This window comes from Thalassococcus sp. S3 (assembly GCF_004216475.1).
Lineage (GTDB): Bacteria > Pseudomonadota > Alphaproteobacteria > Rhodobacterales > Rhodobacteraceae.
The window spans coordinates 3,396,516-3,420,094 of sequence record NZ_CP022303.1; the positions used below are offsets into that span (position 1 = coordinate 3,396,516).

A 23,579-nucleotide genomic window follows, 5' to 3' on the forward strand; every position below is an offset into this window, starting at 1 on the left:
ATCGGTCCTGATCCGTCATAACGAGCGCCACGCCGAAAATCACAAGAGCAAAAAGAACAAGGGAAACGAGATGAAAGATTTCGTTGACGGCACTGCCTTTAACAACGAGCAAGGCAATCGTGCACGTAAACTTTTCGCGGCTGTTGTCCTGGCCGCACTCGACGACGCCATCGCCGACGACAAGAAATACGGCAATGGTCCGGAACAGATTGCCCGCTGGGCCCGCTCGCGCGATGGGCGCGAGGTGCTGTCCTGCGCAGGCATTGACCCCAACGAACGCGTTGTCGAGGGTCTGATGGAATTCGTGGGACGCGGCGTTCGGACGTCGGTGGCCCTGTCGCGGGAAGAAAGCGAACGCCGCAATGCGGCTCAACAAGCCGAAGCAGCCTAAGCTACGGCTTGAATACTTGAGCAAAGCGCGCCACTCAGGCGCGCTTTTGCTATTCCTGGATGCTCAGAAAAACAAAAGCCACTGACGCAAGACCCAGAGTTCGGCCAGCATCAGGGCGCTGTATCCCAGACGCATCGCCCATCCCGAGCCGCGCCGCCACAGCGTAACGAAGGCCAAAAGGCACAGCAAAACAGACACTGGCGCCACGAATGCGGCGTAATGGGTGCTGTCCCAATAGCTGATGGGACTGTCGAATACCCAGCGGCTTACCGGCCAGAAATGGGGGCGTCCGTCCCCCGCATGCAGCGGAAAATCCAACGCGATGTGCAACAGACCGGAACATGCAAAAGCCATTCCGGGAATGGACCGGAACCAGACGACAATCGCAAGAAAGGCCGCCCAGACGAACAGCGAATTGTCGATCGCAAAAACCGTTTGCCAGGCCGGAGAAAAGTAAAGCTCGTTAAACACCACCTCCGGCGGCACGCGGAGCAGGAAAAGCGATACCCCCGCCATCAGGTAGAGCGACGCGTCGGGGGCAAACGCGCCCAGCAGCGCGGCCCCCGCCACGGAGCGTCCCCTGATCCGGCCAAAGGCTGCCGCACCAAGCAAAAGATGTGCTGGTGTGTTCATTCCACTTTCTTCTCGTACCCGTCCTGATACACCTACCCTCCAGCATAAGAGAGGTGTCATGGCGCGGTCCATCATGATCCAGGGGACCGGCAGCAATGTCGGAAAATCGCTCCTCGTGGCCGGCCTGGCCCGAGCCTTTACGCAAAAGGGATTGCGGGTTGCGCCCTTTAAACCTCAGAACATGTCCAACAACGCGGCCGTCACAGTAGACGGGGGAGAGATTGGTCGTGCGCAGGCGCTGCAGGCGCGTGCAGCGGGGCGAGAGCCGCACACGGACATGAACCCCATCCTGCTGAAACCGGAAAGCGAGACAGGCGCACAACTGGTCGTTCAGGGAAAGCGCAAAGGCACGGCAGGGGCACGCGCGTTCTGGAAAGAAAAGCCAAGGCTGATGCCCACCGTTCTTGAAAGCTTTCACAGGCTTTGTAACGAGGCGGACCTGGTGCTGGTCGAAGGGGCCGGCAGCCCGGCAGAAACCAATCTTCGAAAGGACGATCTGGCCAATATGGGCTTTGCCGTTGCGGCAAACATACCTGTGGTGCTGGTTGGCGATATTGATCGCGGGGGCGTGATCGCACAGCTCGTGGGGACGCAAGCGGTCCTCGATCAGACGGATCGGGAGCGGATCAGGGCATTTCTGGTCAACCGGTTTCGCGGCGATGTCAGCCTGTTCGATGACGGGCGCGACGACATTGCCGCGCGCACCGGATGGCCCTGCCTGGGCGTCATTCCCTGGTTCGGGGATGCGTGGAAACTGCCGGCGGAAGACGTGCTGGATCTGGCCTCCCGTCCCGGCGGCGCATTGAAAGTCGCGGTGCCGCAACTGCCCCGCATCGCCAATTTCGACGATCTGGACCCGCTTGTCGCCGAGCCCGACGTCACCGTCGAGATTGTGCCGCCCGGGCGTCCCCTTCCGGCCGATGCCGCGCTTGTTTTGCTGCCGGGCAGCAAATGCACCATCGACGACCTTTTGGCCTTCCGCGCGCAAGGCTGGGACATTGATCTGGCGGCTCATATTCGCCGCGGGGGCCACGTTCTCGGGCTTTGCGGGGGATACCAGATGCTGGGTCGCAAGATCCATGATCCAGATGGCGTCGAAGGCCCCCCCCGTAGCGTCGACGGGCTTGGCCACCTCGACATCGAAACCACCATGGGCACGCGAAAAGAGTTGACGCTGCAAAAGGGCCATGCCGTGGGAGAAAGGCTGCCGGTCGAGGGTTACGAAATTCACATGGGCCGAACCGACGGCCCAGATACAGCCCGTGGCTGGCTGGATTTCAACGGTCGCGTATGCGGTGCGACCTCAGGCTCTGGTCGTATAAGGGGCTGCTATCTGCACGGCATTTTTGCCAGCGACGCATTCAGAGAAGCGGAGCTTCATAAGCTCGGCGGGCAATCCGTTGTCGCATATGAGGAAACCGTCGAGGACACGCTCGATGCGCTTGCAGCTCATCTTGCCACGCATGTGGATCTAGATGCGCTTTTGGACCTGTCACAAGAGGTGGATCAGTCGAATTCCTGTACCGTCAATGCGCGCTGAATCTCGCGGCGCACCAGTTTTCGTACGTTGCGCGTGATCCGCTCTCCCAGGACGCCCTGCAACTCTTCGCGGACGATTTCGGCCACGATGTCGCGCAGCATATCTTCGTCGATCACCGCGTCGAGCGGGTTTTCCGCGATCTCGCTGGACCAGTCGTCATTCCGGCTATCTACGAAATCATCCGTCGCGGCGCGTTCCTCTTTTTGAGGGGCCCGCGCCTCATCCCAAGCCAGCGCTTCAACCTCGGTGCCCGCATTGTCACCCATGCCAGGCTCATCGGGTTCCCACTGATCGTCCGCCTGCGCGATAGCGGCCTCTACCGCCGCGATCTTGTCGCCCAGACTGGCTGACGTCTGCTGGTCCGACGACGTATCGGGCCCGACAGCATCGGACATGGCATAGACGGCTTTCGGCTCGTCGTCCTCCTCCTCAAGCTCGAAATCATCGAGGACCGTGTCGGTGCCAGATGCGCTGCCCTGCTCCAGCGCGCTGTAAAGCGTAGCATCCGGGATCTGCCAAGGCTCGTCGGTGTTTTCCGGGTTTACCTCGACCTCTTGCGTGTCCACCGCCTGTGCCTCGGGCAGGGTGTCGTCGCTGGCGCGTTCCGCCTCCTCGCCCGGTGGCGTTTCGTCGTCGACCACATCCCCGGTATCGACCGTCACGGGATGCGGATCATCCTCCAAGGTGTCAGGGGAAGGTGGATTTCCGTCCTCGTCAACCACTGCCTCATGCCCATCGTCTTCCCGATGCTCAGACGAAAAATCCGCCTCTTGTTCTGACGTTACACGTAGGGCTGGCGTTAGAACCAGCCGGCCTTCGGGGCTGGGTTTCGACGGGTGTTCCGGCTTTTTCGGGCCGCGCGCATCTTCCGATACGAGCCGTCTGATCGAGGATAAAACATCCTCAATCTCAACATTCGTCACTGGATCTGACATATCTTTGTACCACTCTCACCTCTCCGGCAGTCTAAACCGGAGCGGAGATTCCCACAATAGATGCAAAGAATTGTCAGTCTTTGTTCAAAGCGCGCAGAACACGGTCAAGCTTCTGACCGCGCTGGCTGCGATAGGCGGGCGCGTCCTTGACGAGGTTATAGTACTCCGTCGGGTCATAGATCTTAACGGCCAGACGCAGGTTTTGCGCGGTCAGCAAGCCTTGTGCGGCCAACAATTGATAGGCGGCGCTGTAAAGATCCGCCTGCGCTGAAATGCGAGCGGCGCGGGCGTCCAGAAGTTCCTGTTCCGCGTCCAGAACATCAAGCGTGGTCCGGGCGCCCAATGTTGCCTCTTCGCGGACACCGCGGAATGCAACATCCGCCGCGCGGATCTGACGATCGGTTGCCTGAATATTGGCCTGCGCCACATCCAGCCGGACGAATGCCCCGGTCACCTCCTGAGTCACGCGTTCCTGAATTTCGAGCAGATTGGCCCGCGTATTGTCCCGGTTCGCCATGGCCCGGCGCAGCGATGCGGCAAGACGGCCCCCTTGATAGATCGGCTGGCTCAACTCCAGAGACAAAGACCCGATGTCGGAATTGTCCGAAGAGTTGAATGTCTCGCTCAGCGCATAGGAGCCCCGCAAACTGACAGAGGGGCCCATGGACGCTTCGGCCTGAAGAACCAGCAGTTCCGCAGCCGCGACCTGATGTTGGGCCTGCTTGATATCCGGATGCGTGCGCACCGCCACCGCTTTTGCCGCGTCAATGGATGCGGGTCGCGCCGGCAAGCTTGGTGGTGGCGACAGACGTCCCGGTCGCCGTCCAACCGCATTCAGATATTCTTCTTGCGCGTTCACAAGGTTACCCTGCGCGGTTGCAAGGTTGCTTCGCGCCTCCGCAAGGCGGGATTCAGCGAGAGCAACGTCGGTTCGCGTTACTTCCCCCACCTCGAACCGATCCTGCGCGGCGCGCAATTCCTGTGTGATCAGCCGCACGTTGTTCTGCCGCAGAGCCACGAACTCGCTCTCACGGATGACGGTCATATAGGCATCGACCGCACGCTGCAGGATGGCCTGCTCGATCGACACAAGTCCGGCCCGCGTTGCCAGCACCGTTTCCTTTGTCGACTGGATGTTGAAACGTGATGCGCCTGAATCGAAAAGCAGCAATTCCAGAGACAACGCGAGGGACGCCTGGGTAGAGTTGTTGTCACTGATCCTGCCCTGTATCCGACTTTCGCCGAAGTTTCGCTCAAGGCCTGCCTGCCAGGACAGCACCGGGCGAAGCGCGGACACTGCAATCGCGACATCCTCATCCGCTGCGCGCAACACCGCGCGATTTTGTTCGAGCAAGCCCGAAGTGTTGTAGGCCCCCACCAACGCGTCGGCGAGGTTGTCAGCCAAAAGCGCAGGTGCACCAGCAACGGCGACTGCGGCGCCGAACACAAGTGACGTCAGTCCCGTCCTCAAACGCGAAAAATGCATGTTGCTCGTGCCTCTTGCTCTTACGTTTGTTTCAATATCTTACGCGCAAACAGAGCGTGTCCGTCAGCGCTGTCAAAGCAAAAATGCAGGGGTGGCTTCGAAGCCCGGCAAGACAGGCGCGCCGGCGTTGAACGAAAACCGCCAGCTGATCTTTTCATCTGACATGTATCCTACCTTCACCTTGCCCAATGCCCCCTCCATGAAAAGGCAGACGATGCGCCCGTTATCCTTGAGTTGCGCCTCAATCGCTGCCGGAAGGTGTTCTATGCCGCCCTGAATGACGATCACGTCGTAAGGACCGTGTTCTGGAGCGCCCTCGGCAAGCGCCCCGCTTTGCACAACGACGTTATCCGCGCCGATTTCCGAAAGGGCGGCCTGGGCGTCTTCCACAACGCTTTCATCGTCTTCAACGAGCACGACGGCCTGCACCATGCGCGCGATCACAGCCGACGAATACCCAAGCCCGCCCCCGATATCGAGAACAAGCTCATCCCCCTGAAGCTCAAGACCATCGAGCATTTTCGCCAGCGTTCTGGGGTCCAGAACCACACGCCCGTTGCCCAGATCAATCTGCTCTTCGGCATAGGCCGCATCTCTCTGGGTATCGGGTACGAAGTCTTCCCGCGGCACTGAGAGCATCGCATCGATGATCGGGAATTTAGTCACATCCGAGGGACGCACCTGGGTATCGACCATCATACGCCGGCGTGCAGCGAAGTCTGCCATGTTCTAAACTCATCCGTTCAACAACTCCGTTGTCGGTGTGCCACATCCAAACCGCTCCGGCAACGGTCCGTCGCGCAAAATACCGCCCCTAAAGGAAAGCTGAGCCCAACAATCCGCCAGATGCGCGATGCCGGGCAAGTTGGCGCTGTTTCACACTCGGAGCGCCACGGTCCATGACCGGCGCTCCAAATGCCGTCTGGACAAGCAGGAGGAAAGCGGCAATAACGCGAACCGGTCAAGGCGCTGTTCGCAATGACCACACCACGGGGCGAGTTGGCGGAGTGGTGACGCAGCGGATTGCAAATCCGTGTACACCGGTTCGATTCCGGTACTCGCCTCCACTTACTCCACATCAACAGCGTAGCACTTGACAGGTCAGGCGTATCCAAAGGTGTAGCTTACGACTTATGTCACCGCATCTTTGCCCAATCCGTTCAAGACATGGAATGCATTGCTTCTGATGGCTTGTGTTATTGCTCCCCGCATACTGGGAACACGCATCTGACTGTCGTTGGGAAAGCTAACGGCTCACTTCGACGCTGGCGATGATCCGAAAGGCATGCCGATCGTGATCGCGTCGGATCCGTCGCCCTGTCTGAAGCACGCCGTCTTCGCCGATTTGCAATTGCGATTAAGTTTGTTGCACTCGTCTTGCCGCCCTCTCCGCTGAGGCCATAGTGGTCAGCGCGCAGCCAGGTTGGTTGCTGCAAATCACGGATTTGATCGGGTCTTCGCCCTAAACCGACACCGCCGCCTTTAACATCTCGCGATCCAACTCGTCGGCATGTCCGCGCAGTTTCACAGTCCCGCGTTCGAGTGCCACGAAGTGGTCCCCGATCTCGTAGGCAAAATCAAAGAACTGCTCCACCAGGATGATCGCCATGTCTCCCCGGTTGCGCAGCAATCGGATGACCTCTCCGATCTGTTTGATGATGTTGGGCTGGATACCCTCGGTCGGTTCGTCGAGCAGAAGAAGCCGGGGGCGTGTTATCAACGCGCGGGCGATCGCAAGTTGCTGTTGCTGTCCGCCGGACAAATCACCCCCTCTTCGGCCAAAAAAGGTCTTGAGAATGGGAAACAGCTCGAAAATGTCGTCCGGGATGACACGTTCATCGCGCGGCAGACATGCATATCCCGTTTCAAGGTTCTCCTTCACCGTCAGAAACGGGAATATCTCCCGCCCCTGTGGAACGTAAGCGACCCCTTTTTGCGCAAGCGCATGGGCGCTTGCTCTGCCGATCTCCTCGTTTTCAAGACGATAGGATCCGCCGCTTCTGGGATGCGTGCCGGACAGCGCCTTGAGTAGGCTTGTCTTGCCGACCCCGTTGGTGCCCATCACGCAGGTGACCTCTCCCAACGCGGCATTCATCGAGATGCCGTGCAGGATCTGACTTCCGCCATAATGCAGGGTCAAATCCTCGATCTTCAGAAGGTTACCGCCCAAGATAGACCTCGATCACTTTTTCATCCGCAGTCACATGGTCCAGGGAGCCTTCGGCCAGCACCGATCCCTCATGCAGAACGGTGACCTTGCAGCCCAGTCGCCTCACGAATTCCATATCATGCTCGACCACGACAACCGCACGCGTCCGTGCAGCCTCAACCAGCAATTCGGTGGTGTGTTCACGCTCCGCCGGCGTCATGCCGGCCGCCGGCTCGTCCACCAGCAAAAGGCGCGGATCCTGTCCAAGCAGCATGCCGATCTCAAGCCACTGCTTTTGACCATGGCTCAACTCGCCGGCATTGCGATGCAGGTGCGCAAGCAATCCGATTTGCTCGGCCAGATCCGCAACCGCGTCGGCATCCTGCGCAGACGCGCGGAAGCGCAGGACCGCAAGCGGACCACGCTCCTTTTTCAGAGCGAGCATCAGGTTTTCAGACACGGTCTGATCCTCAAAGACGGTGGGACGTTGAAACTTCCGCCCGATGCCTTCCCGGGCGATCCGGCTTTCCGACAACGACAGCAGAGAGATCGACTTCTCACCCCAGATCACACGTCCTTCGTCGGGTTTCGTTTTCCCAGTGATGATATCCATGAACGTGGTCTTGCCCGCACCGTTCGGTCCGATCACCGCCCGCATCTCCGCTTCGCCGATCTGGAAGGTGAGGTTGTTGATCGCCTTGAAACCGTCGAAGGAGACGGAAACGCCGGAAACCTCAAGAAGCGTGCTCATCGATCACCCGCCTGTTCGGATCGTGTATCGCGCGCCATTCCGCCCTCCGCGCGAAGAGGATCGAACCCACGCGACCGCGCAAGAAGATCGAGGAGACCTCCGATCCCACGTGGCGCAAAGAGCGTGACCGCAACGAAGGAAAGCCCCAAGAGGACCGTCCACCAGTCCACCCATTGGACCCGGTAGAAGCCCAGATTGATGTCCGGCGCCTGCCCTCCCGTGAACCAGGTGGACAAAAGCGACACGAACGCCGCGCCGATCACGGCACCGTACAAGCGCCCACGCCCTCCGATGGCCACCCAGACAGCCAGATAGATGGACGCGATCGGCGCGATCTCGGCTGGGTTGATGATGCCGGCCTGTGGGTAGTAAAGCGCGCCGGCAATGCCTGAAAGCACGGCGGTGAAGGTGAAAATGAAGAGCTTATAAGCCTCAACCGAGTATCCCAGAAACCGCACGCGGGCTTCATCGTCGCGAATGGCCCGAATGACCGAACCGAACTTGCCCGAGACCACCCAGGCACACAGAACATAGCCAAGTCCCAAGGCCAGAGCGGACGCCCACAAAAAGGCTATCGAGATGATGGACTGGGGGACATGTCCAAGTCCAGGCAGGTTCTGTAGACCCGAAAGGCCATTGTTGCCACGCAACCCGCTGTCGTTCTGAAAGAGGTAAAGCGACAGGGCCAGCGTCATCGCCTGTGTCAGGATCGACAGGTAGACGCCCGTCACGCGGCTGCGAAAGGCAAGCCATCCGAACACAAGCGCCAGCAGGCCGGGAACCAAGACAATCGCGGCAAGCTGAAGGGGCAGAGAATGCGCGAAGGCCCAGATTGGCGGAAACTCGGACGCACCGACAACGCCGAAGATCTGCGTGGCAATGCCATCGGAAATCTCCTGCGCGGTGGGCGGAAGCGGCGCGGCAGAGAGGCTGTCACGCACGATAATCTCCGTGCGCGCATACATCAGCCACATGCCGATTGCGTAGCCGCCGATGCCGAAGAACGCCATGTGACCCAGGCTGAGGATGCCGGTGTAGCCCCAGACCAGATCCATGGCGAGCGCCACCAGGCACAGGCACAGCGTCTTGCCCAGCGTTTTGACGAAGGAGGTCGAGATCACACCGATGCCAAATCCTTCGGCCAGAACCGTCACACCAAGCGTGAAGACCGCCAGACAGGCAATGAAGATCAGAACAGAAGGATGACGCGCGGCAAAAGAGCGGCGCACCATAGGTCCCCGCACGGTCGCATCGCTCATACCCGACCCCCCTCTTCATCTTGCCGGAAAAACTCCGGGGGGGCGCCGCAGGCGCGGGGGCTGGCCCCCATCGACGCCTGCCAAAGGCGCGACATCGGCCTCATGCCTCCGCCGCCCGCCCGCGCAGCGCGATGATCCCGCGCGGCCGGAACTGGATGAAAAGGATGATGAACAGGATCATGTAGGTCTGCGCCGCCAGCGTATTCGACGGGTTCAGCCATTCGATCACCTTCTGCAAGGAGCCCACCAGCGTGGCCCCCAGAAGCGTGCCCCAGATATTGCCGACGCCGCCAACCACGACCGTCATGAAGCTTTGCACGATGTAATCGCTGCCCATTTCCGACGTCACCTTGGCATAAAGCCCGATGGCCACCCCTGCGATCCCCGCGATCCCTGAGCCGAAGCCAAAAGTGAGCATGTTGATCTTGTCGGGGTTGATCCCCATCGACGCGGCCATACGGGGGTTCTGCGTCACGGCGCGCACCTCAAGCCCCAGACGCGTCCGTTTCATTACGAAGAGGAAGAGCGCCAGAAACAGCAAAGCCATTACGAAAATCGCAATCCGGATATAGCTGATCGACACGATGTCGTTGATCACCAGCGATCCGTCGAGCCAGCCGGGCGCCGTCAAAGGCCGGGCCTGGGTGCCGAAGATGTTCTTGGCAAGCTGCTGCAGGGCGATAGAGACGCCGAATGTGGCCAGGAGCGTCTCAAGCGGGCGGTGATAGAGCCAGCGAATGACCAGACGCTCCATCGCCACGCCAGCCGAGAACGTGACAAAAAAGGCCAATGGAATGGCCAGCAGGATCGACAAGGTATAATCCGGCACGAAAAGCTGAACGACATAGCCGGTATAGGCGCCCATCATGATGAACTCGCCATGGGCCATGTTGATCACGCCCATCACGCCAAAGGTGATGGCAAGCCCGATGGCTGCCAGAAAGTAGATCGAGGCCAGCGACAGCGCATCGAGCGCCAGATCCGCTCCCTGGTTCAGCGTCACCTGCAATTCGATCCGGTCGAGCGCGGCCTGCGCTGCAAGAGCGACGGCCACCGGCGCGTTGATGTAGACGCGGTAGAACTGAACCGCATCCAGCGCCGTCGTGATGTCATCGTCGCTCACGAACGGGGCGGCGCGACCATCGCGGACCAACATTTCATACGCATTCAGACGGGCCGCATCGGTATCGAGCATCGCCACCTCGATACCCGCAACGGCGCCGTTCTCGAGATTGGCGATCAGCGTCTCACGCACCGCTCCGGCAAGGATGCGTGGCTGTGCAAGCTCCCGCTGCACCAGGATCGCATAAGCAGCATCCCGTGACAGCTCTGCGCCGATCACCAGCGCTTCTGCATCATCGGGTGCAGCCTCGGCAACCTCGATCCGGGTCGCAACCAGCGGATTGAGCGCCGCGCGGACATCAACGCCCAGATCGCCGGAAAAACTCTCGATCGCTTGAATACGTGCGGTCTCATCCTCGTCGAACCGGATCGTCAAAAGGCGCTCCAGCCGCATTTTACGGGCTTTCAGGCCGCTATCGGTTTCTGCATCAATCGCACCTCTCAGGGCCGTCAGATGAGAAGGTTCGGCATCTCTTTCAATCGCTCTAAGGGCCGTGACGCGCGTTGCCCGCTCAGGATCTGTCAGCTGGAATTGAACCAAGGCCGCCGCGATCAGCCCCCGAATGCCGGAATTCGGCTTGAGCTGTTTGTAAGCACGCCGCGACGCGGTGCCGATTTCCTTCCCGCCGGCGACATCGAATGTCCGCAGGTCGTCTCCATCTCCTCTTTCGGCGAAGACGAAAAGGCCGGTCTCTTTGTCGACCCACATGTCCTTGTTCTGCCAGCGGTTCAGCACAACCTGCGCATCTTCCAGACCGCTCTCGGCCAAGGCGTTGATGGCGGGGCCGATTGTTTTGCGGGACGATTTGACAATGATCTCGCGATGCTCCTGAAGAAGCATCTGGATCGGCGCGCCCGTATCCTGTGCGACCGACGCTGCCGCTCCGGCGAATACCATCAGGACGAACCCCAGCCACAGCCGGACGAGACGACGCATTCGCATATGTCCTTATGCAAGTGATCGGGGCACCTTGCAGCACCCCGACCCTTTCGGTTTCGTTGGGATCAGTAGTTCGACTTGATCTGCACGCAGGTGTTGGTTGCGGTGTTGTACATGCCGCAGCCCAGCTCTTTCCAATCGGATTTCAGCACGGCAGATTCCGGCAGGAAATCTGTCCAAGCGTCCCCCGGCACTTCCTCGGTTTGGGAGATGATGTCGAATTGTCCATCATCCTGGATCTCGCCAATCAGAACCGGCTTGGCAAGGTGATGGTTGGGCAGCATGACCGCCGTACCGCCGGTCAGGTTCGGAAACTCCTGCCCATACATCGCTGTGCGCACCGCATCGACATCCGTCGTGCCGGCCGCGGTCGCCGCGTTCACCCACATGTTGAAGCCGATATAATGCGCCTCCATGGGGTCGTTCGTCACGCGCTCTTCACCCATCCGGGCCTTCCAGGCCTCGACCCATTCGGCATTGGCCTCGGTATCGGCGGACTGAAAATAGTTCCAGGCGGCCAGGTGACCGACAAGGTTGGTCGTGTCGAGGCCGGAGAGTTCCTCTTCACCGACGGAAAATGCCACAACGGGAATATCGTCGGCAGAGATGCCAGCCGCGGCAAGCTCTTTATAGAACCCCACATTTGCATCGCCGTTGATGGTGGAGATCACACCCACCTTTTTACCGTCGGCACCCAGGGTCACCACGTCAGCCACGATCTTGGACCAGTCGGAATGTCCGAAAGGCGTGTAATTGACGAAAATATCGCTTTCAGCGATGCCTTTCGATTTCAGGTAGGATTCGAGGATGTTGTTTGTCGTGCGCGGATAAACGTAGTCCGTGCCGAGCAGCGCAAACTTTTCGACCTCCAGCTCTTCCAGGAAATAGTCGGTCGCGGGAATAGCCTGCTGATTGGGCGCAGCACCGGTGTAAAAGACGTTTTTGGAGCTTTCCTCGCCTTCATATTGCACCGGATAGAACAGAAGACCATTCAGCTCTTCAATCACCGGCAGAACGGATTTCCGCGAGACAGACGTCCAATTGCCGAAAATAACATTTACCTCGTGAACCGTCAGCAGCTCCCGCGCCTTTTCGGCAAAGAGCGGCCAGTCAGATGCCGGATCCACCACAACGGCCTCGATCTCGCAGCCCAAAACGCCGCCAGCCGCGTTTTGCTGTTCAATCAGCATTTCCATCGTGTCTTTAAGCGTTGTTTCCGAGATGGCCATCGTCCCTGACAGGGAGTGCAAGACACCGACCTTCACCGGGCAATCGGCCAAAGCGGGCATCGCTCCGGCCAGGACAAAGGCGGCAGCTGTGCTAAACAGTTTTCGGGACATCGTACTTCCTCTCCTACGATGCGCAGCGACTTGCTTAACGAAGATAGCATCCCCATATGCCGCTTACGCATTTTTTGCGGCGTGCGATGGTGTTTTGGTTTCCTAGGCCGGCACCGTCGCACGTTCTTTTGTCGAGTTTTTGATAACTCTCCGTCTCGTTATGTCGTTTTCCCGCATGAAGGGAGTCGGACCCAATAGCTGCTGACGAAAATTGAGGCACTCGCCAACATTTCAGGCGAAGGCTGAAAAACAGCTTAATAAATGTGCGCTTCGAAATCCTGTTGCGGCAAATCTTTGCCGGTAGCAGCCTTATGGTCCCCGATCGTTGAGGCCCAGACGAAAGGCGGTGGGGGTCACGCCGAATTGACGCGCAAAGAGGCGCGTGAGGTGGGCCTGATCGGAAAATCCGCACGCAGCGGCAATTTCCTTGGCTGACTTGGCAGAACCGGCCAACAAGCTCCGCGCCCTCTCAAGACGTTGCTGCATCACGTAAGAATAAGGTGTTGCCCCAAGGCTGCGTTTGAAATGTCGCGAAAAACTGTGAGGTGTCAGGTTCAACTCTTCGGCCATGGTGTCGAGCCGCAACGTCTCGTGCAGATTGGCGGCGATGAACTCGACGATGCGGCGACGCTGACTGGGGCTGAACTGTGCATTGCGCCCGGGCTTGGCCAGCCGAACGGCGGCATAATTGCGCAGAAGATGGATCACGACCTGCCGTGCCACCGCCTCCACATAAAGGGCGCCCCCCATATCGTTGGACGCGGCCTCTCGCGCGACGGCCGCTATGGCGTTTGAAACGACCGGGTCGTCGGCGTTCAGAACATCCGCGAGACAGACATCGTGGACGGCCCTGCCCGTCATCTCGATCGCGACATCCGAAACCAGATCCGCCGACAGATAGAGATGGGTAACATCGACATCCTCGCTCCAGGTCCACCGCGACACCTCGGACCGGGTCAGAAGGGACAATGCCCCCGGCCCACACACCGTCTGCGTCCATTTCCCTGCGAACTTGCGCTGCATGGGCGTGATGCCGGTCCGATATGAGACCAGCATGAAATCCCGCATAGGCGGTATCTCGACGTCCTGCCCCTGATAGCGGTAGGTCCGCAGGGATACGCCCCGCCAATCCTGATCATCGGAACTGAGCAGGACTTGACCCGGAACGTATTCGGGCAGGTCTTCAGGCGCGATGAGATCGTCCATCGCCAACTCCTCCCTCCGGAGTCCGTGCGCCTCCCCCCTGGTATTATGCAAAGTAACCTGCAGTGCCTCTTCGGGCAACCTTGGCGGGTTGCGCTGTCATCCCGACCTGCCTGCCAGTCCGCAAAGGGTCCGTGAAGATGAAAAGCGCGCAGTGTCCGGATCGTTCAAGTAAATGCGCAGAGCCTTCAAGACCATCGCGCCTTTCTGTTCCTAACCTCTCCCAATGGCCCGGACGATCCCAGGCCGACCCTGAGACAAGCAAGGGAGGGTTTCTCTCATGGACCAAGCAGAGACCGCAGCGGCAGCCTCGAATGGCGCGGCTGGCAAAACGCACCTAGATGCGCTGGTAATCGGAGCGGGCGTGGCGGGCCTGTGCCAACTGCACCTGCTGCGCGAGCAAGGCCTGAACGTGCGGGCCTACGATGCCGCATCGGATGTGGGGGGCACATGGTACTGGAACCGGTATCCCGGCGCACGCTTCGATTCCGAAGCCTACATCTACCAATATCTCTTCTGTGAAGATCTCTACAAAGACTGGAGCTGGAGCGAGCGTTTCCCCGGTCAGCCTGAGATCGAACGCTGGATGCATTACGTGACCGACAAACTCGATCTGCGCCGCGACATCCAGTTCAGCACACGCATCGAAAGCGCGCATTGGGACGAAAAGAAAGAGCGCTGGCAGGTGCGCACCTCAGCCGGAGAAGAGATCGAAACGCAATTCCTGATCAGCTGCACCGGCATGCTCTCGGCCCCACTCACGGCGCCCTTTCCGGGTCAGGACAGCTTTCAGGGAGAGATCTTTCACACCTCCCGCTGGCCCAAGGAACCGGTCGAACTGGCGGGCAAGCGCGTGGGCGTCGTCGGCATCGGGGCGACCGGCATTCAGGTCATTCAGACGATCGCAAGCGAGGTTGCGCAGCTGAAGGTGTTCGTGCGCACGCCGCAATACGTTCTGCCGATGAAGAACCCGAAATTCGGAGACGCCGAGGTTGCAGGGTATAAGGACCGGTTCGAGGAATTGCGCGAAACGCTCCCCAAGACCTTTACCGGCTTCGAATACGATTTCGAACAGGAATGGGCCGATCTTACGCCCGAGAAGCGTCGCGAGGTTCTGGAAGAAACCTATGCCGATGGCTCACTCAAGCTTTGGCTGGCCTCCTTTGCGGACATGTTCTTTGTCGAGGAGGTCAATGCCGAGATATCGGAGTTTGTGCGCGAAAAGATGCGCGAGCGGCTGCCCGATGCCCGGCTGCGGGATCTGCTGATCCCCACCGATTACGGCTTCGGCACACATCGCGTCCCGCTCGAAAGCGGGTATCTGGAGGTTTATCAACGCCCCAACGTCGAGGCCGTCAGCGTGAAGGAGAACCCGATCAAGGCTGTTGTCCCCGAAGGACTGAAACTGGCCGACGGCACGGTGCACGCGCTTGACGTCATCATCCTGGCCACGGGGTTTGATGCCGGCACCGGAGCGCTGACGCGTATGGATATGCAGGGCCGGGACGGTCGGAACGTGAAGGACGACTGGAGCCGTGATATCCGCACCACGATGGGCCTGCAGATCCACGGCTATCCGAATCTGTTCCTTACCGGCGCGCCCCTCGCACCCGCTGCCGCGCTTTGCAACATGACGACTTGCCTGCAGCGTCAGGCGCACTGGATCGCGGACTGCATCGGCCATGTGCGCGCCAACGGCAAAACCGTGATCGAGCCCACGGCGGAAACGGAGGAAGCCTGGGTGCAGCATCACGACGAAACAGCGGGCGCCAACCTGATTTCCAAGACCCGGTCCTGGTATGTTGGATCGAACGTTCCGGGCAAGCCGCGCCGGGTGCTGTCCTACACGGGTGGAACCGGCGCCTATCACGAAAAATGCGATGATGTGGCCGCCAGCGGCTATCGCGGCTTTGCCATGCATTGAAACCGGCCTTCCCGCATCTTCGGATGCGGGAAGGCCGCGACGCATCATTAAGGGAGGAAAAGACAATGAGAGATTTCAAAGCTACAGCCGACAAGATCCTGGACGGGCTTGTCGAGGCTGAACCGGGTGTTCCGGGCGTGGTTGCCATGCTCACGAATGCCAGCGGCAATGTCTATGAGGGGGCCGCGGGACAACGAAGCATGGATCAGGACGCAAAGATGACCTCCGATACGGTCTTTGCCCTGTTTTCTACGACAAAGGCCATAACCGGAACCGCGATCCTGCAACTTGTCGAAGAGGGCGCGCTTGATCTTGACGCGCCAGCCAGCACCTATGCACCCGATATTGCGGAGCTTCAGGTTATCGAGGGCTTCGACAGTTCAGGCAATCCCATCCTGCGCGCGCCAAAGACCGAGATCACGACGCGGATGCTGATGCTGCATACGGCCGGCCTGAGCTATGATTTTTTCAGCCAGACCTACAAAAGACTGGCCGATGAAAAGGATCAGCCCAGCGTGATCAGCGGCGCCAGGGCCGCGCTGAAGACCCCCCTGCTCTTCGATCCAGGCGCGCGCTGGGAATATGGCTCGAACATGGATTGGTGCGGGCAGGTCGTAGAGAGGATCACCGGAAAGCGGCTGGGAGAGGTCTTTCAAAGCCGCATCTTCGAACCGCTCGGCATCGAGGATATGACATTTGAGCTCACCGATCCTCTGCGCGCCCGTCTGGCGGGAATGCACACCCGCGCCGAGGACGGAACGTTAGCGCCTATGCCGTTTGAGCTGCCATCCGATCCCGAAGTGCATATGGGCGGTCATGGTCTGTACGGGACGGTCGACGATTACATGAAGTTCATCCGGATGTGGCTGAACGACGGGCGGGGTCCGAACGGCCAGGTGCTAAAGCCTGAGACCGTCGACATGGCCGTCAAAAACCATTTGGGCGATTTGAAGGTCGGCATGATGTACAGCGCAAACCCCGCCATGACCCATGATGCTGAGTTCTTTCCAGGACTGTCGAAATCATGGGCCTTGAGCTTCATGGTGAATGATGACGAGGCCCCGACCGGCCGACCGGCGGGCACAATCGGCTGGGCCGGTCTTGCAAACCTCTTTTACTGGATCGACCGCCAAAACGGGTATGGCGGTTTTTGGGCCACGCAGATCCTGCCCTTTGGCGATCCCGTTTCCTTTGCCGGATACCTCGACTTCGAGACATCCTTTTACGAGCAGCTTCGCGCCGCAAAGGCGGCCTGACAATCACGCGCCCGTTTACGCTTGACGATGCGGGCGCGGAATGAAACCCTTTGATCACGACAGGGGCGCCCCTCACGGGCTGAGACGCACCCTTTGAACCTGAACCAGGTCGTGCTGGCGGAGGAAGTCGTGAAGCGGTTCTGCGGGCTTTGATGCCCCGCATTCTCCACTTCCCCCTTCTGCGCCGTGACAGAAGGGACGTGAATGACCGAAACGACAGCAAGCCGCAATGATTTCAGAAGCCGGGACACCGGGGCCGGGCCTGCCCGAATGCCCTGTCAATGCGTTCAGGGCCACATGATTGTCGTTGCCCGCGCATGCTGTGACCGCGCAATCGACCTTCGAAAAGGCATCACGTCTGTGGTCGCAACCGGCGCGCACCGCCCTCTTCGGTACCCGCAGCCCCCCTTCTGCGCCCGTCACACATGACCAAAGATCGGAATGGAAACCACATGATCCCAAATGTTTTGTCCATTGCTGGATCCGACCCGTCTGGCGGCGCCGGTATTCAGGCCGACATCAAGTCCATTTCAGCAAATGGCGGTTATGCGATGGCGGCTCTTACAGCACTGACAGCACAGAATACCCAGACCGTGCATGCGGTTGAGCTGGTCTCTCCCGACATGGTCCGGCACCAGATCGAGGCGCTCTGCGCCGATATCAGGATCGACGCCGTGAAGCTTGGAATGCTGGGGGATGCGCGCATCATCGAAACCGTTGCCGACGCCCTTCAGGGTCTCGACGCACCCTTGGTTCTCGATCCGGTCATGGTGGCCAAATCAGGGGACAGGTTGCTGGCCGAAAACGCGGTGTCCGCCCTTCGCAACCACCTTCTTCCCCGGGCTACGATCCTCACACCGAACCTGCCGGAAGCGGCGGATCTTCTGGGGGAAGCCGAGGCCAGCAATCAATTGCAGATGGAACATCAGGCGCGCGCATTGCTGGATCTTGGCGCGCAAACGGTTTTGCTGAAAGGGGGGCATTTGTCGGACAAACACTGCCCCGATCTGCTGGCGCTGCGCGAACGCATGGAATGGCTGGAAGGCCCACGCGTCGACACCAAGAACACCCACGGAACCGGATGCACCCTCGCTTCGGCCCTCGCGACGCTGCTTGCCAAGGGACATCCCGTGCCCGAGGCCGCGCGGCGCGCCAAAGCCTATGTCTCCGACGCGATTGCGACCAGCGCGGCTTTGGATGTGGGTCTGGGCAACGGCCCCACACACCACTTTCATGCCCTCTGGTCAGATCAGACAGCGGCATCAACATGACGCTGGCGATGTACCGACATGCCGATTTGCCCTGATCTTTCATTGGGCCGCGCCGCAAGAAGGTCGGTGGCGGCCCTCAAAGAACACAGCCCGCACATCAGCGGGATTGCCGCTATCCGGCGACTTGAGCGCTTACTTGAGCCGTCGTTCCGTTGCCTTAAGGTGTCGCAAGATGCCCGGAAGATTGAGCTGATGCTCACGCGCACAATCACGTGCGATCTCATATCCCGCATCAGCATGTCGCATCACGCCGGTTGCGGGGTCGTTCCACAGCACCCGCGCGATCCGGCGATCAGCGGCTTCGCTGCCGTCACAGCAAATCACCATGCCGGCGTGCTGCGAGAAGCCCATGCCAACACCTCCGCCATGATGAAGCGACACCCATGTGGCCCCGCTTGCCGTGTTCAGCAGCGCGTTCAGCAAGGGCCAGTCGCTGACCGCATCACTGCCGTCTTTCATCGCCTCTGTTTCGCGGTTCGGACTTGCCACCGATCCGCTGTCAAGGTGGTCGCGCCCGATCACGACCGGCGCCTTCAACGCGCCGCTGCGCACCATTTCGTTAAAGGCAAGACCCAGCCGGTCACGTTGGCCAAGGCCGACCCAGCATATGCGCGCGGGCAAACCCTGAAACGCGATCCGGTCCCGCGCCATGTCCAGCCACTTGTGCAGGTGAGGGTCATCCGGGATCATCTCCTTCACCTTGGCGTCGGTTTTGTAGATATCTTCGGGATCGCCTGACAGCGCGCACCACCGAAAGGGTCCCACGCCGCGACAGAAAAGCGGGCGAATATAGGCCGGTACAAAACCCGGAAAGGCAAACGCGTCCTTCAACCCTTCGTCGAGCGCGACCTGACGGATGTTGTTGCCATAATCCAATGTCGGCACACCGGCATTCCAGAACGCCACCATCGCTTCGACATGCGCGCGCATGCTGGCCCGTGCGGCCGCCTCAACGGCCTTGGGGTCACTCTCCCGCCCCGCGCGCCACTCTGCCAGGGTCCAGCCCTTGGGAAGATAGCCATTCAACGGATCATGCGCACTTGTCTGATCTGTCACGATATCAGGTCTTTGCCCGCCATTTTTCATGCGGCGCACCAACTCGGGAAAGACGTCAGCGGCATTGCCCAGCAAACCGACGGATTTGGCTTCACCCGCGTCCGTCCAGCGACCGATCATGTCCAATGCCTCGTCCAGCGTCTCCGCTTTCTCGTCCAAGTACCTGGTGCGCAGGCGAAAATCGATGCTTTCCGGATTGCATTCCACCGCCAGACAGCAGGCGCCGGCCATCACAGCAGCCAATGGCTGCGCGCCACCCATACCGCCCAACCCTCCGGTCAGGATCCATTTGCCACGCAGATCTCCGTTGTAATGCTGGCGCCCCGCCTCGGCAAAAGTCTCATAGGTGCCCTGAACAATTCCTTGAGTTCCAATGTAAATCCAGGACCCCGCCGTCATCTGGCCATACATGGCCAACCCCTGCCGGTCGAGCGCGTTGAAATGATCCCAGGTCGCCCAATGCGGCACCAGATTGCTGTTGGCGATCAGCACGCGCGGCGCATCCGCATGGGTCCGAAAAACGCCGACCGGTTTGCCCGATTGGACCAGAAGTGTCTCATCCTCCTCAAGATCGGTGAGGGCGGCCACGATCCGGTCGAAATCCTCCCAGCTCCGCGCCGCCCGCCCGATCCCGCCATAGACGACCAATTCGTGCGGGTTTTCAGCGACATCGGGATGCAGGTTGTTCATCAACATCCGCATCGGCGCCTCGGTCAGCCAGCTTTTTGCCGTAAGATCACGGCCAGTTGCGGGAAAAACATCGCGTCGGTTCAAACGTGTCCGGCTCATTCCAAAGCTCCTGTTTCAACAAGCTCGCTTAAGGCATTCAAGATCAAGGAAAGATGCTGACGTAGCGCATACGCCTTGGACGGATCGTACGCCCAAGGCGCGGTTTCGGTCATATAGGTGCGCTGGGCAAGCTCCATCTGAACCGCGTGAAGCCCCTGCTCGGGACGACCGTAATGCCTGGTGGTCCAACCGCCCTTGAACCGACCGTTGAGCACAGTGCTGTACCCAGGTGCCGCTGCCCTGCGGAGGTCGGCAACCTGTCGTTCGATCAAAGGGGAGCAACTTGTGGACAGGTTCGTACCGATGTTCAGATCCGGCAAGTCACCGCCGAAGAGATAGGGAATTCTGGACCGGATAGAGTGGCAATCGTAAAGGATCGCGATGCCGTGCCGGGCCTGTACCCTCTCCAATTCTTCAAGAAGCGCGGAATGGTAAGGCAGGTGGTAGGTTGCACAGCGTTCGGCGCATTCAGCGGCATCCGGCTCCTGCCCGGCACGATAGATCAAAAGCCCGTCGAAATCCGTCAGCGGGCAGAGACCTGTCGTGTTCTGACCTGGATAGAGGCTTTCATCTTCGGGAGACCGGTTCACATCGACGACATAGCGATGGATCTGGGTGCGGACGATCGTCACATCGTCACGCAAACCACCGTAAAGCCGATCAATATGCCAATCGGTGTCTGCCAGCGCCTGTCCCCGTTCGTTCAACCGCGCCCAGATCGGCGCTGGCACTTCAAGGCCGGTATGCGGCATTCCCAGAACCAGGGGGCCACCTCCACGTGTCACCTCGATCATGTCACGGCCTCAAGAAGCGCGTCATCCCTGACGAGAGAGGCCGCCCGTCCAAGCTCGGGCGCAAGGATGCGGTCGCGATCCAGCGCCGGGATCTCTTGCCGGACGCGCGCCAAGGCAGCCGAAAGCCGCGGAGAGGTTTGAAGCGGAGCGCGCGCCTCGATCCCCTGGCTGGCGCAGAGCAGTTCGACCCCTTCTATCAAGGCAAGGTTGTCAACCATCCGCATCAGGCGGAACGCGCCATTGGCCGCCATGCTGACGTGATCCTCCTGATTGGCGGATGTGGGTGTACTGTCGGTGACGCAAGGATTGGCCAGATGCTTGTTCTCGCTCATCAAGGCCGCTGTCGTGACCTCGGCAATCATAAAGCCGGAATTGAGACCGGGATCGGGTGTCAGAAACGGAGGAAGATCGTGGCTGAGCGTTGGATCGACCATCAATGCGACACGCCGTTGGCTGATCGCCCCGATCTCGGCCAGTGCCAGGGCAATCTGGTCGGCCGCAAACCCAACCGGTTCGGCATGGAAATTGCCCCCCGATACGATGCGTCCGCTTTCGGTCAGAACCAGCGGGTTGTCTGTAACGGCGTTCGCCTCCACCTCCAACGTCCGCCCCGCCATGCGGATCACATCCCAAGCCGCGCCCGCGACCTGCGGGTGGCAGCGGATGCAATACGGGTCCTGCACCCGGCTGTCGCCGTCGCGATGGCTTTCCCGGATCTCGCTTCCGTCCATCAGCGCGCGCATACGGGCGGCGACGTCGATCTGCCCCTGGTGGCCGCGCAGTGTATGAATTTCGGGCAAAAGAGGCGCGGTCGAGCCCATGATGGCATCGGTGCTCATCGCGGCGATGATGAGACCCGATTGCAAAAGGCGCTCTGCTTCAAAATATCCACCAAGCGCACAGGCGGTTGAAAACTGCGTGCCATTGATCAGCGCCAGCCCCTCCTTGGCGCCCAAAACCACCGGGTCGAGGCCCACTCGCGCCAGTGCCTCCGCGCCGGAAAGCTCTACCCCGTCGACAAAGGCCTGCCCCTCCCCGATCATGACTGCCGCCATATGTGCAAGGGGCGCCAGATCGCCGGATGCCCCGACCGATCCCTGATGCGGAATGACCGGCGTCACGTCCCGCTCCAACATCCTTTCGATCAGCGCGCAGATCTCCCATCGGACACCGGACGCGCCGCGACCCAGCGAGATCAGCTTGAGACCCATCATCAACCGGGTCAGGCGACGGGACAGCGGGGCGCCCACTCCGCAGCAATGCGACAGGACGAGATTGCGCTGCAACGCTGCGGTGTCACCCGCGGCGATCTTACGGCTGGCCAGCTTTCCAAAACCGGTGTTCACACCGTAGATCGCAGCCTGGCCCGCGGCATGTAACGCAACGGTCTTGGCCGACGCCTCGACACTCGGACGTGCCGTGGGATCAAGCTGGACCGCCAGCTCGTCGCGGTACACACGCTCCAACATGTCCAAGGTGACCAGACCAGGCGTAAGGATCATACGGCCCCTCCGAAGATGCGCTGTGACAAGGCATTAAAGCCGATCCGGTAGGCAAGTTCTGCGGGGCTTTCGACATCCCAGACGGCCAGATCGGCACGCAGGCCCGCGCGCAGTTCCCCGCAATCGGTCAGACCGAGCGCGCGCGCGGCAACACGGGTGACGCCCGACAACGCCTCATCCGGGGTGAGACCAAAGAGCGTGCATCCCATGTTCATCGTGAGCAAAATCGACGCCAGCGGGGAAGAGCCGGGATTGCAATCGGTGGCGAGAGCCATGGGCACGGCATGTTCCCGAAACGCCTTAACCGGTGGGTGCTGGGTTTCCTTGAGCGTGTAGAACGCACCGGGCAACAAGACCGCCACGGTCCCGGCATCGGCCATGGCGCGGGCATCCCCGGCAGTGGCATATTCCAGGTGATCCGCGGACAACGCCCGATATGCGGCTGCCAGCGCCGCGCCGCCCTGATGCGACAATTGCTCGGCATGGAGCTTCACCGGCAAGCCCAGCGCGCGGGCCGCGTCGAAAACGCGGCCAATCTGTTTCGGTGTGAACGCGATCCCCTCGCAAAATCCATCAACCGCATCGACAAGCCCTTCATCATGGGCCGCGTGCAAGGCAGGCAGGCAGATTTGCGAGATATAGGCATCGGCATCACCCGCGAAATCCGGGGGTATTGCATGTGCGCCCAGAAAGCTGGTGCGGATACGGACCTCGCGGAGCGCGCCCAGCTTTCGGGCCGCGCGCAACATCCGCAATTCCGTTTCGATATCGAGCCCGTATCCGGATTTCACCTCAAGGCAGGCCACCCCTTCGGCGATCAGCGCATCAAGCCGGGGCAGTGCAGACAGCACCAGCGCATCCGTGTCGGTAGCGCGGGTTGCCTTGACGGTCGACAGGATACCGCCACCCGCCTCGGCAACCTCTGCATAGGTCGCCCCGTTCAATCGCATCTCGAATTCGGGTGCGCGATGGCCGCCGTGAACAAGGTGGGTATGGCAGTCAATCAATGCCGGCGTCACCAGCCGACCGCCAACATCCACCTGCGGCCAACGCTCAAACTCCGCCGGGCCGTCCGCCCCGACCCAGACGATGCGCCCCGCCTCAATGGCAATGCACCCCCTGTCGATCAGACCCGCCCCCTCCACCATCGTGGCGATGCGCGCCTGCGTGAGGAGAGTGCGGGTCATATGGACGCTCATCGAATTATGTCAGGGTTATTCTTAATATGTATGCACATA

The 23,579-nt window shown here is 60.2% G+C and carries 19 protein-coding genes, 1 tRNA gene and 1 riboswitch; of the genes, 6 read left to right on the forward strand and 14 right to left on the reverse strand.

The window, feature by feature from the left end:
- Positions 1–70 precede the first annotated feature (70 nt).
- A complete protein-coding gene (locus tag CFI11_RS16780) occupies positions 71–391 on the forward strand; it encodes a DUF6280 family protein (protein WP_130407978.1) in 321 nt (106 codons plus the stop codon).
- Positions 392–454: 63 nt separating this feature from the next.
- On the opposite strand, the gene CFI11_RS16785 is transcribed toward CFI11_RS16780, so the two are convergent.
- Positions 455–1,024 (reverse strand): cobalamin biosynthesis protein CobQ, encoded by a 570-nt coding sequence (locus tag CFI11_RS16785; RefSeq protein ID WP_130407980.1) that lies wholly within the window; start codon positions 1,022–1,024, stop codon positions 455–457.
- Positions 1,025–1,082: 58 nt separating this feature from the next.
- Between CFI11_RS16785 and CFI11_RS16790 the strand changes: the two genes are divergently transcribed.
- Positions 1,083–2,564, forward strand: coding sequence for a cobyric acid synthase (locus CFI11_RS16790; RefSeq protein ID WP_130407982.1), 1,482 nt, complete (start codon positions 1,083–1,085; stop codon positions 2,562–2,564).
- Here the strand turns inward: CFI11_RS16790 and CFI11_RS16795 are convergent.
- The 3 genes from CFI11_RS16795 to CFI11_RS16805 all read right to left on the reverse strand — a co-directional run bounded on the left by CFI11_RS16795 (position 2,531) and on the right by CFI11_RS16805 (position 5,711).
- Positions 2,531–3,499: a hypothetical protein gene (locus tag CFI11_RS16795; protein WP_130407984.1), complete on the reverse strand. Its 969-nt coding sequence runs from the start codon at positions 3,497–3,499 to the stop codon at positions 2,531–2,533. The genes CFI11_RS16790 and CFI11_RS16795 overlap by 34 nt on opposite strands.
- 73 nt (positions 3,500–3,572) lie before the next feature.
- On the reverse strand, positions 3,573–4,985 hold the full coding sequence (locus CFI11_RS16800; RefSeq protein ID WP_130407986.1) for a TolC family outer membrane protein: 1,413 nt from the start codon (positions 4,983–4,985) through the stop codon (positions 3,573–3,575).
- A gap of 72 nt (positions 4,986–5,057) precedes the next feature.
- Positions 5,058–5,711: a protein-L-isoaspartate O-methyltransferase gene (locus tag CFI11_RS16805; protein WP_130407988.1), complete on the reverse strand. Its 654-nt coding sequence runs from the start codon at positions 5,709–5,711 to the stop codon at positions 5,058–5,060.
- Between the two features lie 267 nt (positions 5,712–5,978).
- Between CFI11_RS16805 and CFI11_RS16810 the strand changes: the two genes are divergently transcribed.
- Positions 5,979–6,052, forward strand: a tRNA-Cys gene (locus CFI11_RS16810).
- Between the two features lie 395 nt (positions 6,053–6,447).
- Here the strand turns inward: CFI11_RS16810 and urtE are convergent.
- The 6 genes from urtE to CFI11_RS16840 all read right to left on the reverse strand — a co-directional run bounded on the left by urtE (position 6,448) and on the right by CFI11_RS16840 (position 13,752).
- A complete protein-coding gene (gene urtE / locus CFI11_RS16815) occupies positions 6,448–7,155 on the reverse strand; it encodes an urea ABC transporter ATP-binding subunit UrtE (protein WP_130407990.1) in 708 nt (235 codons plus the stop codon).
- On the reverse strand, positions 7,145–7,885 hold the full coding sequence (gene urtD, locus CFI11_RS16820) for an urea ABC transporter ATP-binding protein UrtD (RefSeq protein WP_130407992.1): 741 nt from the start codon (positions 7,883–7,885) through the stop codon (positions 7,145–7,147). Before urtD ends, urtE begins: the two co-directional genes overlap by 11 nt.
- Positions 7,882–9,114 (reverse strand): urea ABC transporter permease subunit UrtC, encoded by a 1,233-nt coding sequence (gene urtC, locus CFI11_RS16825; protein WP_254449102.1) that lies wholly within the window; start codon positions 9,112–9,114, stop codon positions 7,882–7,884. Before urtC ends, urtD begins: the two co-directional genes overlap by 4 nt.
- Before the next feature lie 130 nt (positions 9,115–9,244).
- Positions 9,245–11,203, reverse strand: coding sequence for an urea ABC transporter permease subunit UrtB (gene urtB / locus CFI11_RS16830; protein ID WP_130407994.1), 1,959 nt, complete (start codon positions 11,201–11,203; stop codon positions 9,245–9,247).
- A gap of 68 nt (positions 11,204–11,271) precedes the next feature.
- The gene (gene urtA / locus CFI11_RS16835; RefSeq protein ID WP_130407996.1) at positions 11,272–12,546 is read right to left on the reverse strand and encodes an urea ABC transporter substrate-binding protein; all 1,275 of its coding nucleotides are present in this window, start codon (positions 12,544–12,546) and stop codon (positions 11,272–11,274) included.
- A gap of 309 nt (positions 12,547–12,855) precedes the next feature.
- A complete protein-coding gene (locus tag CFI11_RS16840) occupies positions 12,856–13,752 on the reverse strand; it encodes a helix-turn-helix domain-containing protein (RefSeq protein WP_130407998.1) in 897 nt (298 codons plus the stop codon).
- Between the two features lie 277 nt (positions 13,753–14,029).
- On the opposite strand from CFI11_RS16840, the gene CFI11_RS16845 reads away from it, so the two are divergent.
- The 3 genes from CFI11_RS16845 (at position 14,030) to thiD (ending at position 18,200) form a co-directional block, all read left to right on the forward strand.
- Positions 14,030–15,673, forward strand: coding sequence for an NAD(P)/FAD-dependent oxidoreductase (locus tag CFI11_RS16845; RefSeq protein WP_130408000.1), 1,644 nt, complete (start codon positions 14,030–14,032; stop codon positions 15,671–15,673).
- Between the two features lie 65 nt (positions 15,674–15,738).
- A complete protein-coding gene (locus CFI11_RS16850) occupies positions 15,739–16,929 on the forward strand; it encodes a serine hydrolase (protein WP_130408002.1) in 1,191 nt (396 codons plus the stop codon).
- Positions 16,930–16,980: 51 nt separating this feature from the next.
- Positions 16,981–17,072: riboswitch (TPP riboswitch) on the forward strand.
- 309 nt (positions 17,073–17,381) lie between these two features.
- Positions 17,382–18,200 carry a bifunctional hydroxymethylpyrimidine kinase/phosphomethylpyrimidine kinase gene (thiD, locus tag CFI11_RS16855; RefSeq protein WP_130408004.1) on the forward strand — a complete coding sequence of 273 codons (819 nt, stop codon included), beginning with the start codon at positions 17,382–17,384 and terminating at the stop codon, positions 18,198–18,200.
- A gap of 132 nt (positions 18,201–18,332) precedes the next feature.
- On the opposite strand, the gene hutU is transcribed toward thiD, so the two are convergent.
- The 4 genes from hutU to hutI are packed head-to-tail and all read right to left on the reverse strand — an operon-like array spanning position 18,333 to position 23,528.
- Positions 18,333–20,045 carry a urocanate hydratase gene (gene hutU / locus CFI11_RS16860; protein WP_130408006.1) on the reverse strand — a complete coding sequence of 571 codons (1,713 nt, stop codon included), beginning with the start codon at positions 20,043–20,045 and terminating at the stop codon, positions 18,333–18,335.
- A complete protein-coding gene (gene hutG / locus CFI11_RS16865) occupies positions 20,042–20,839 on the reverse strand; it encodes an N-formylglutamate deformylase (RefSeq protein ID WP_130408008.1) in 798 nt (265 codons plus the stop codon). Before hutG ends, hutU begins: the two co-directional genes overlap by 4 nt.
- Complete coding sequence (gene hutH, locus CFI11_RS16870) at positions 20,836–22,341, reverse strand: histidine ammonia-lyase (protein ID WP_130408010.1); 1,506 nt, start codon at positions 22,339–22,341, stop codon at positions 20,836–20,838. The genes hutG and hutH overlap by 4 nt, the downstream gene beginning before the upstream one ends.
- Positions 22,338–23,528, reverse strand: a complete 1,191-nt coding sequence (gene hutI, locus CFI11_RS16875) for an imidazolonepropionase (RefSeq protein WP_130408012.1) — start codon at positions 23,526–23,528, stop codon at positions 22,338–22,340. Before hutI ends, hutH begins: the two co-directional genes overlap by 4 nt.
- Between the last annotated feature and the right edge of the window lie 51 nt (positions 23,529–23,579).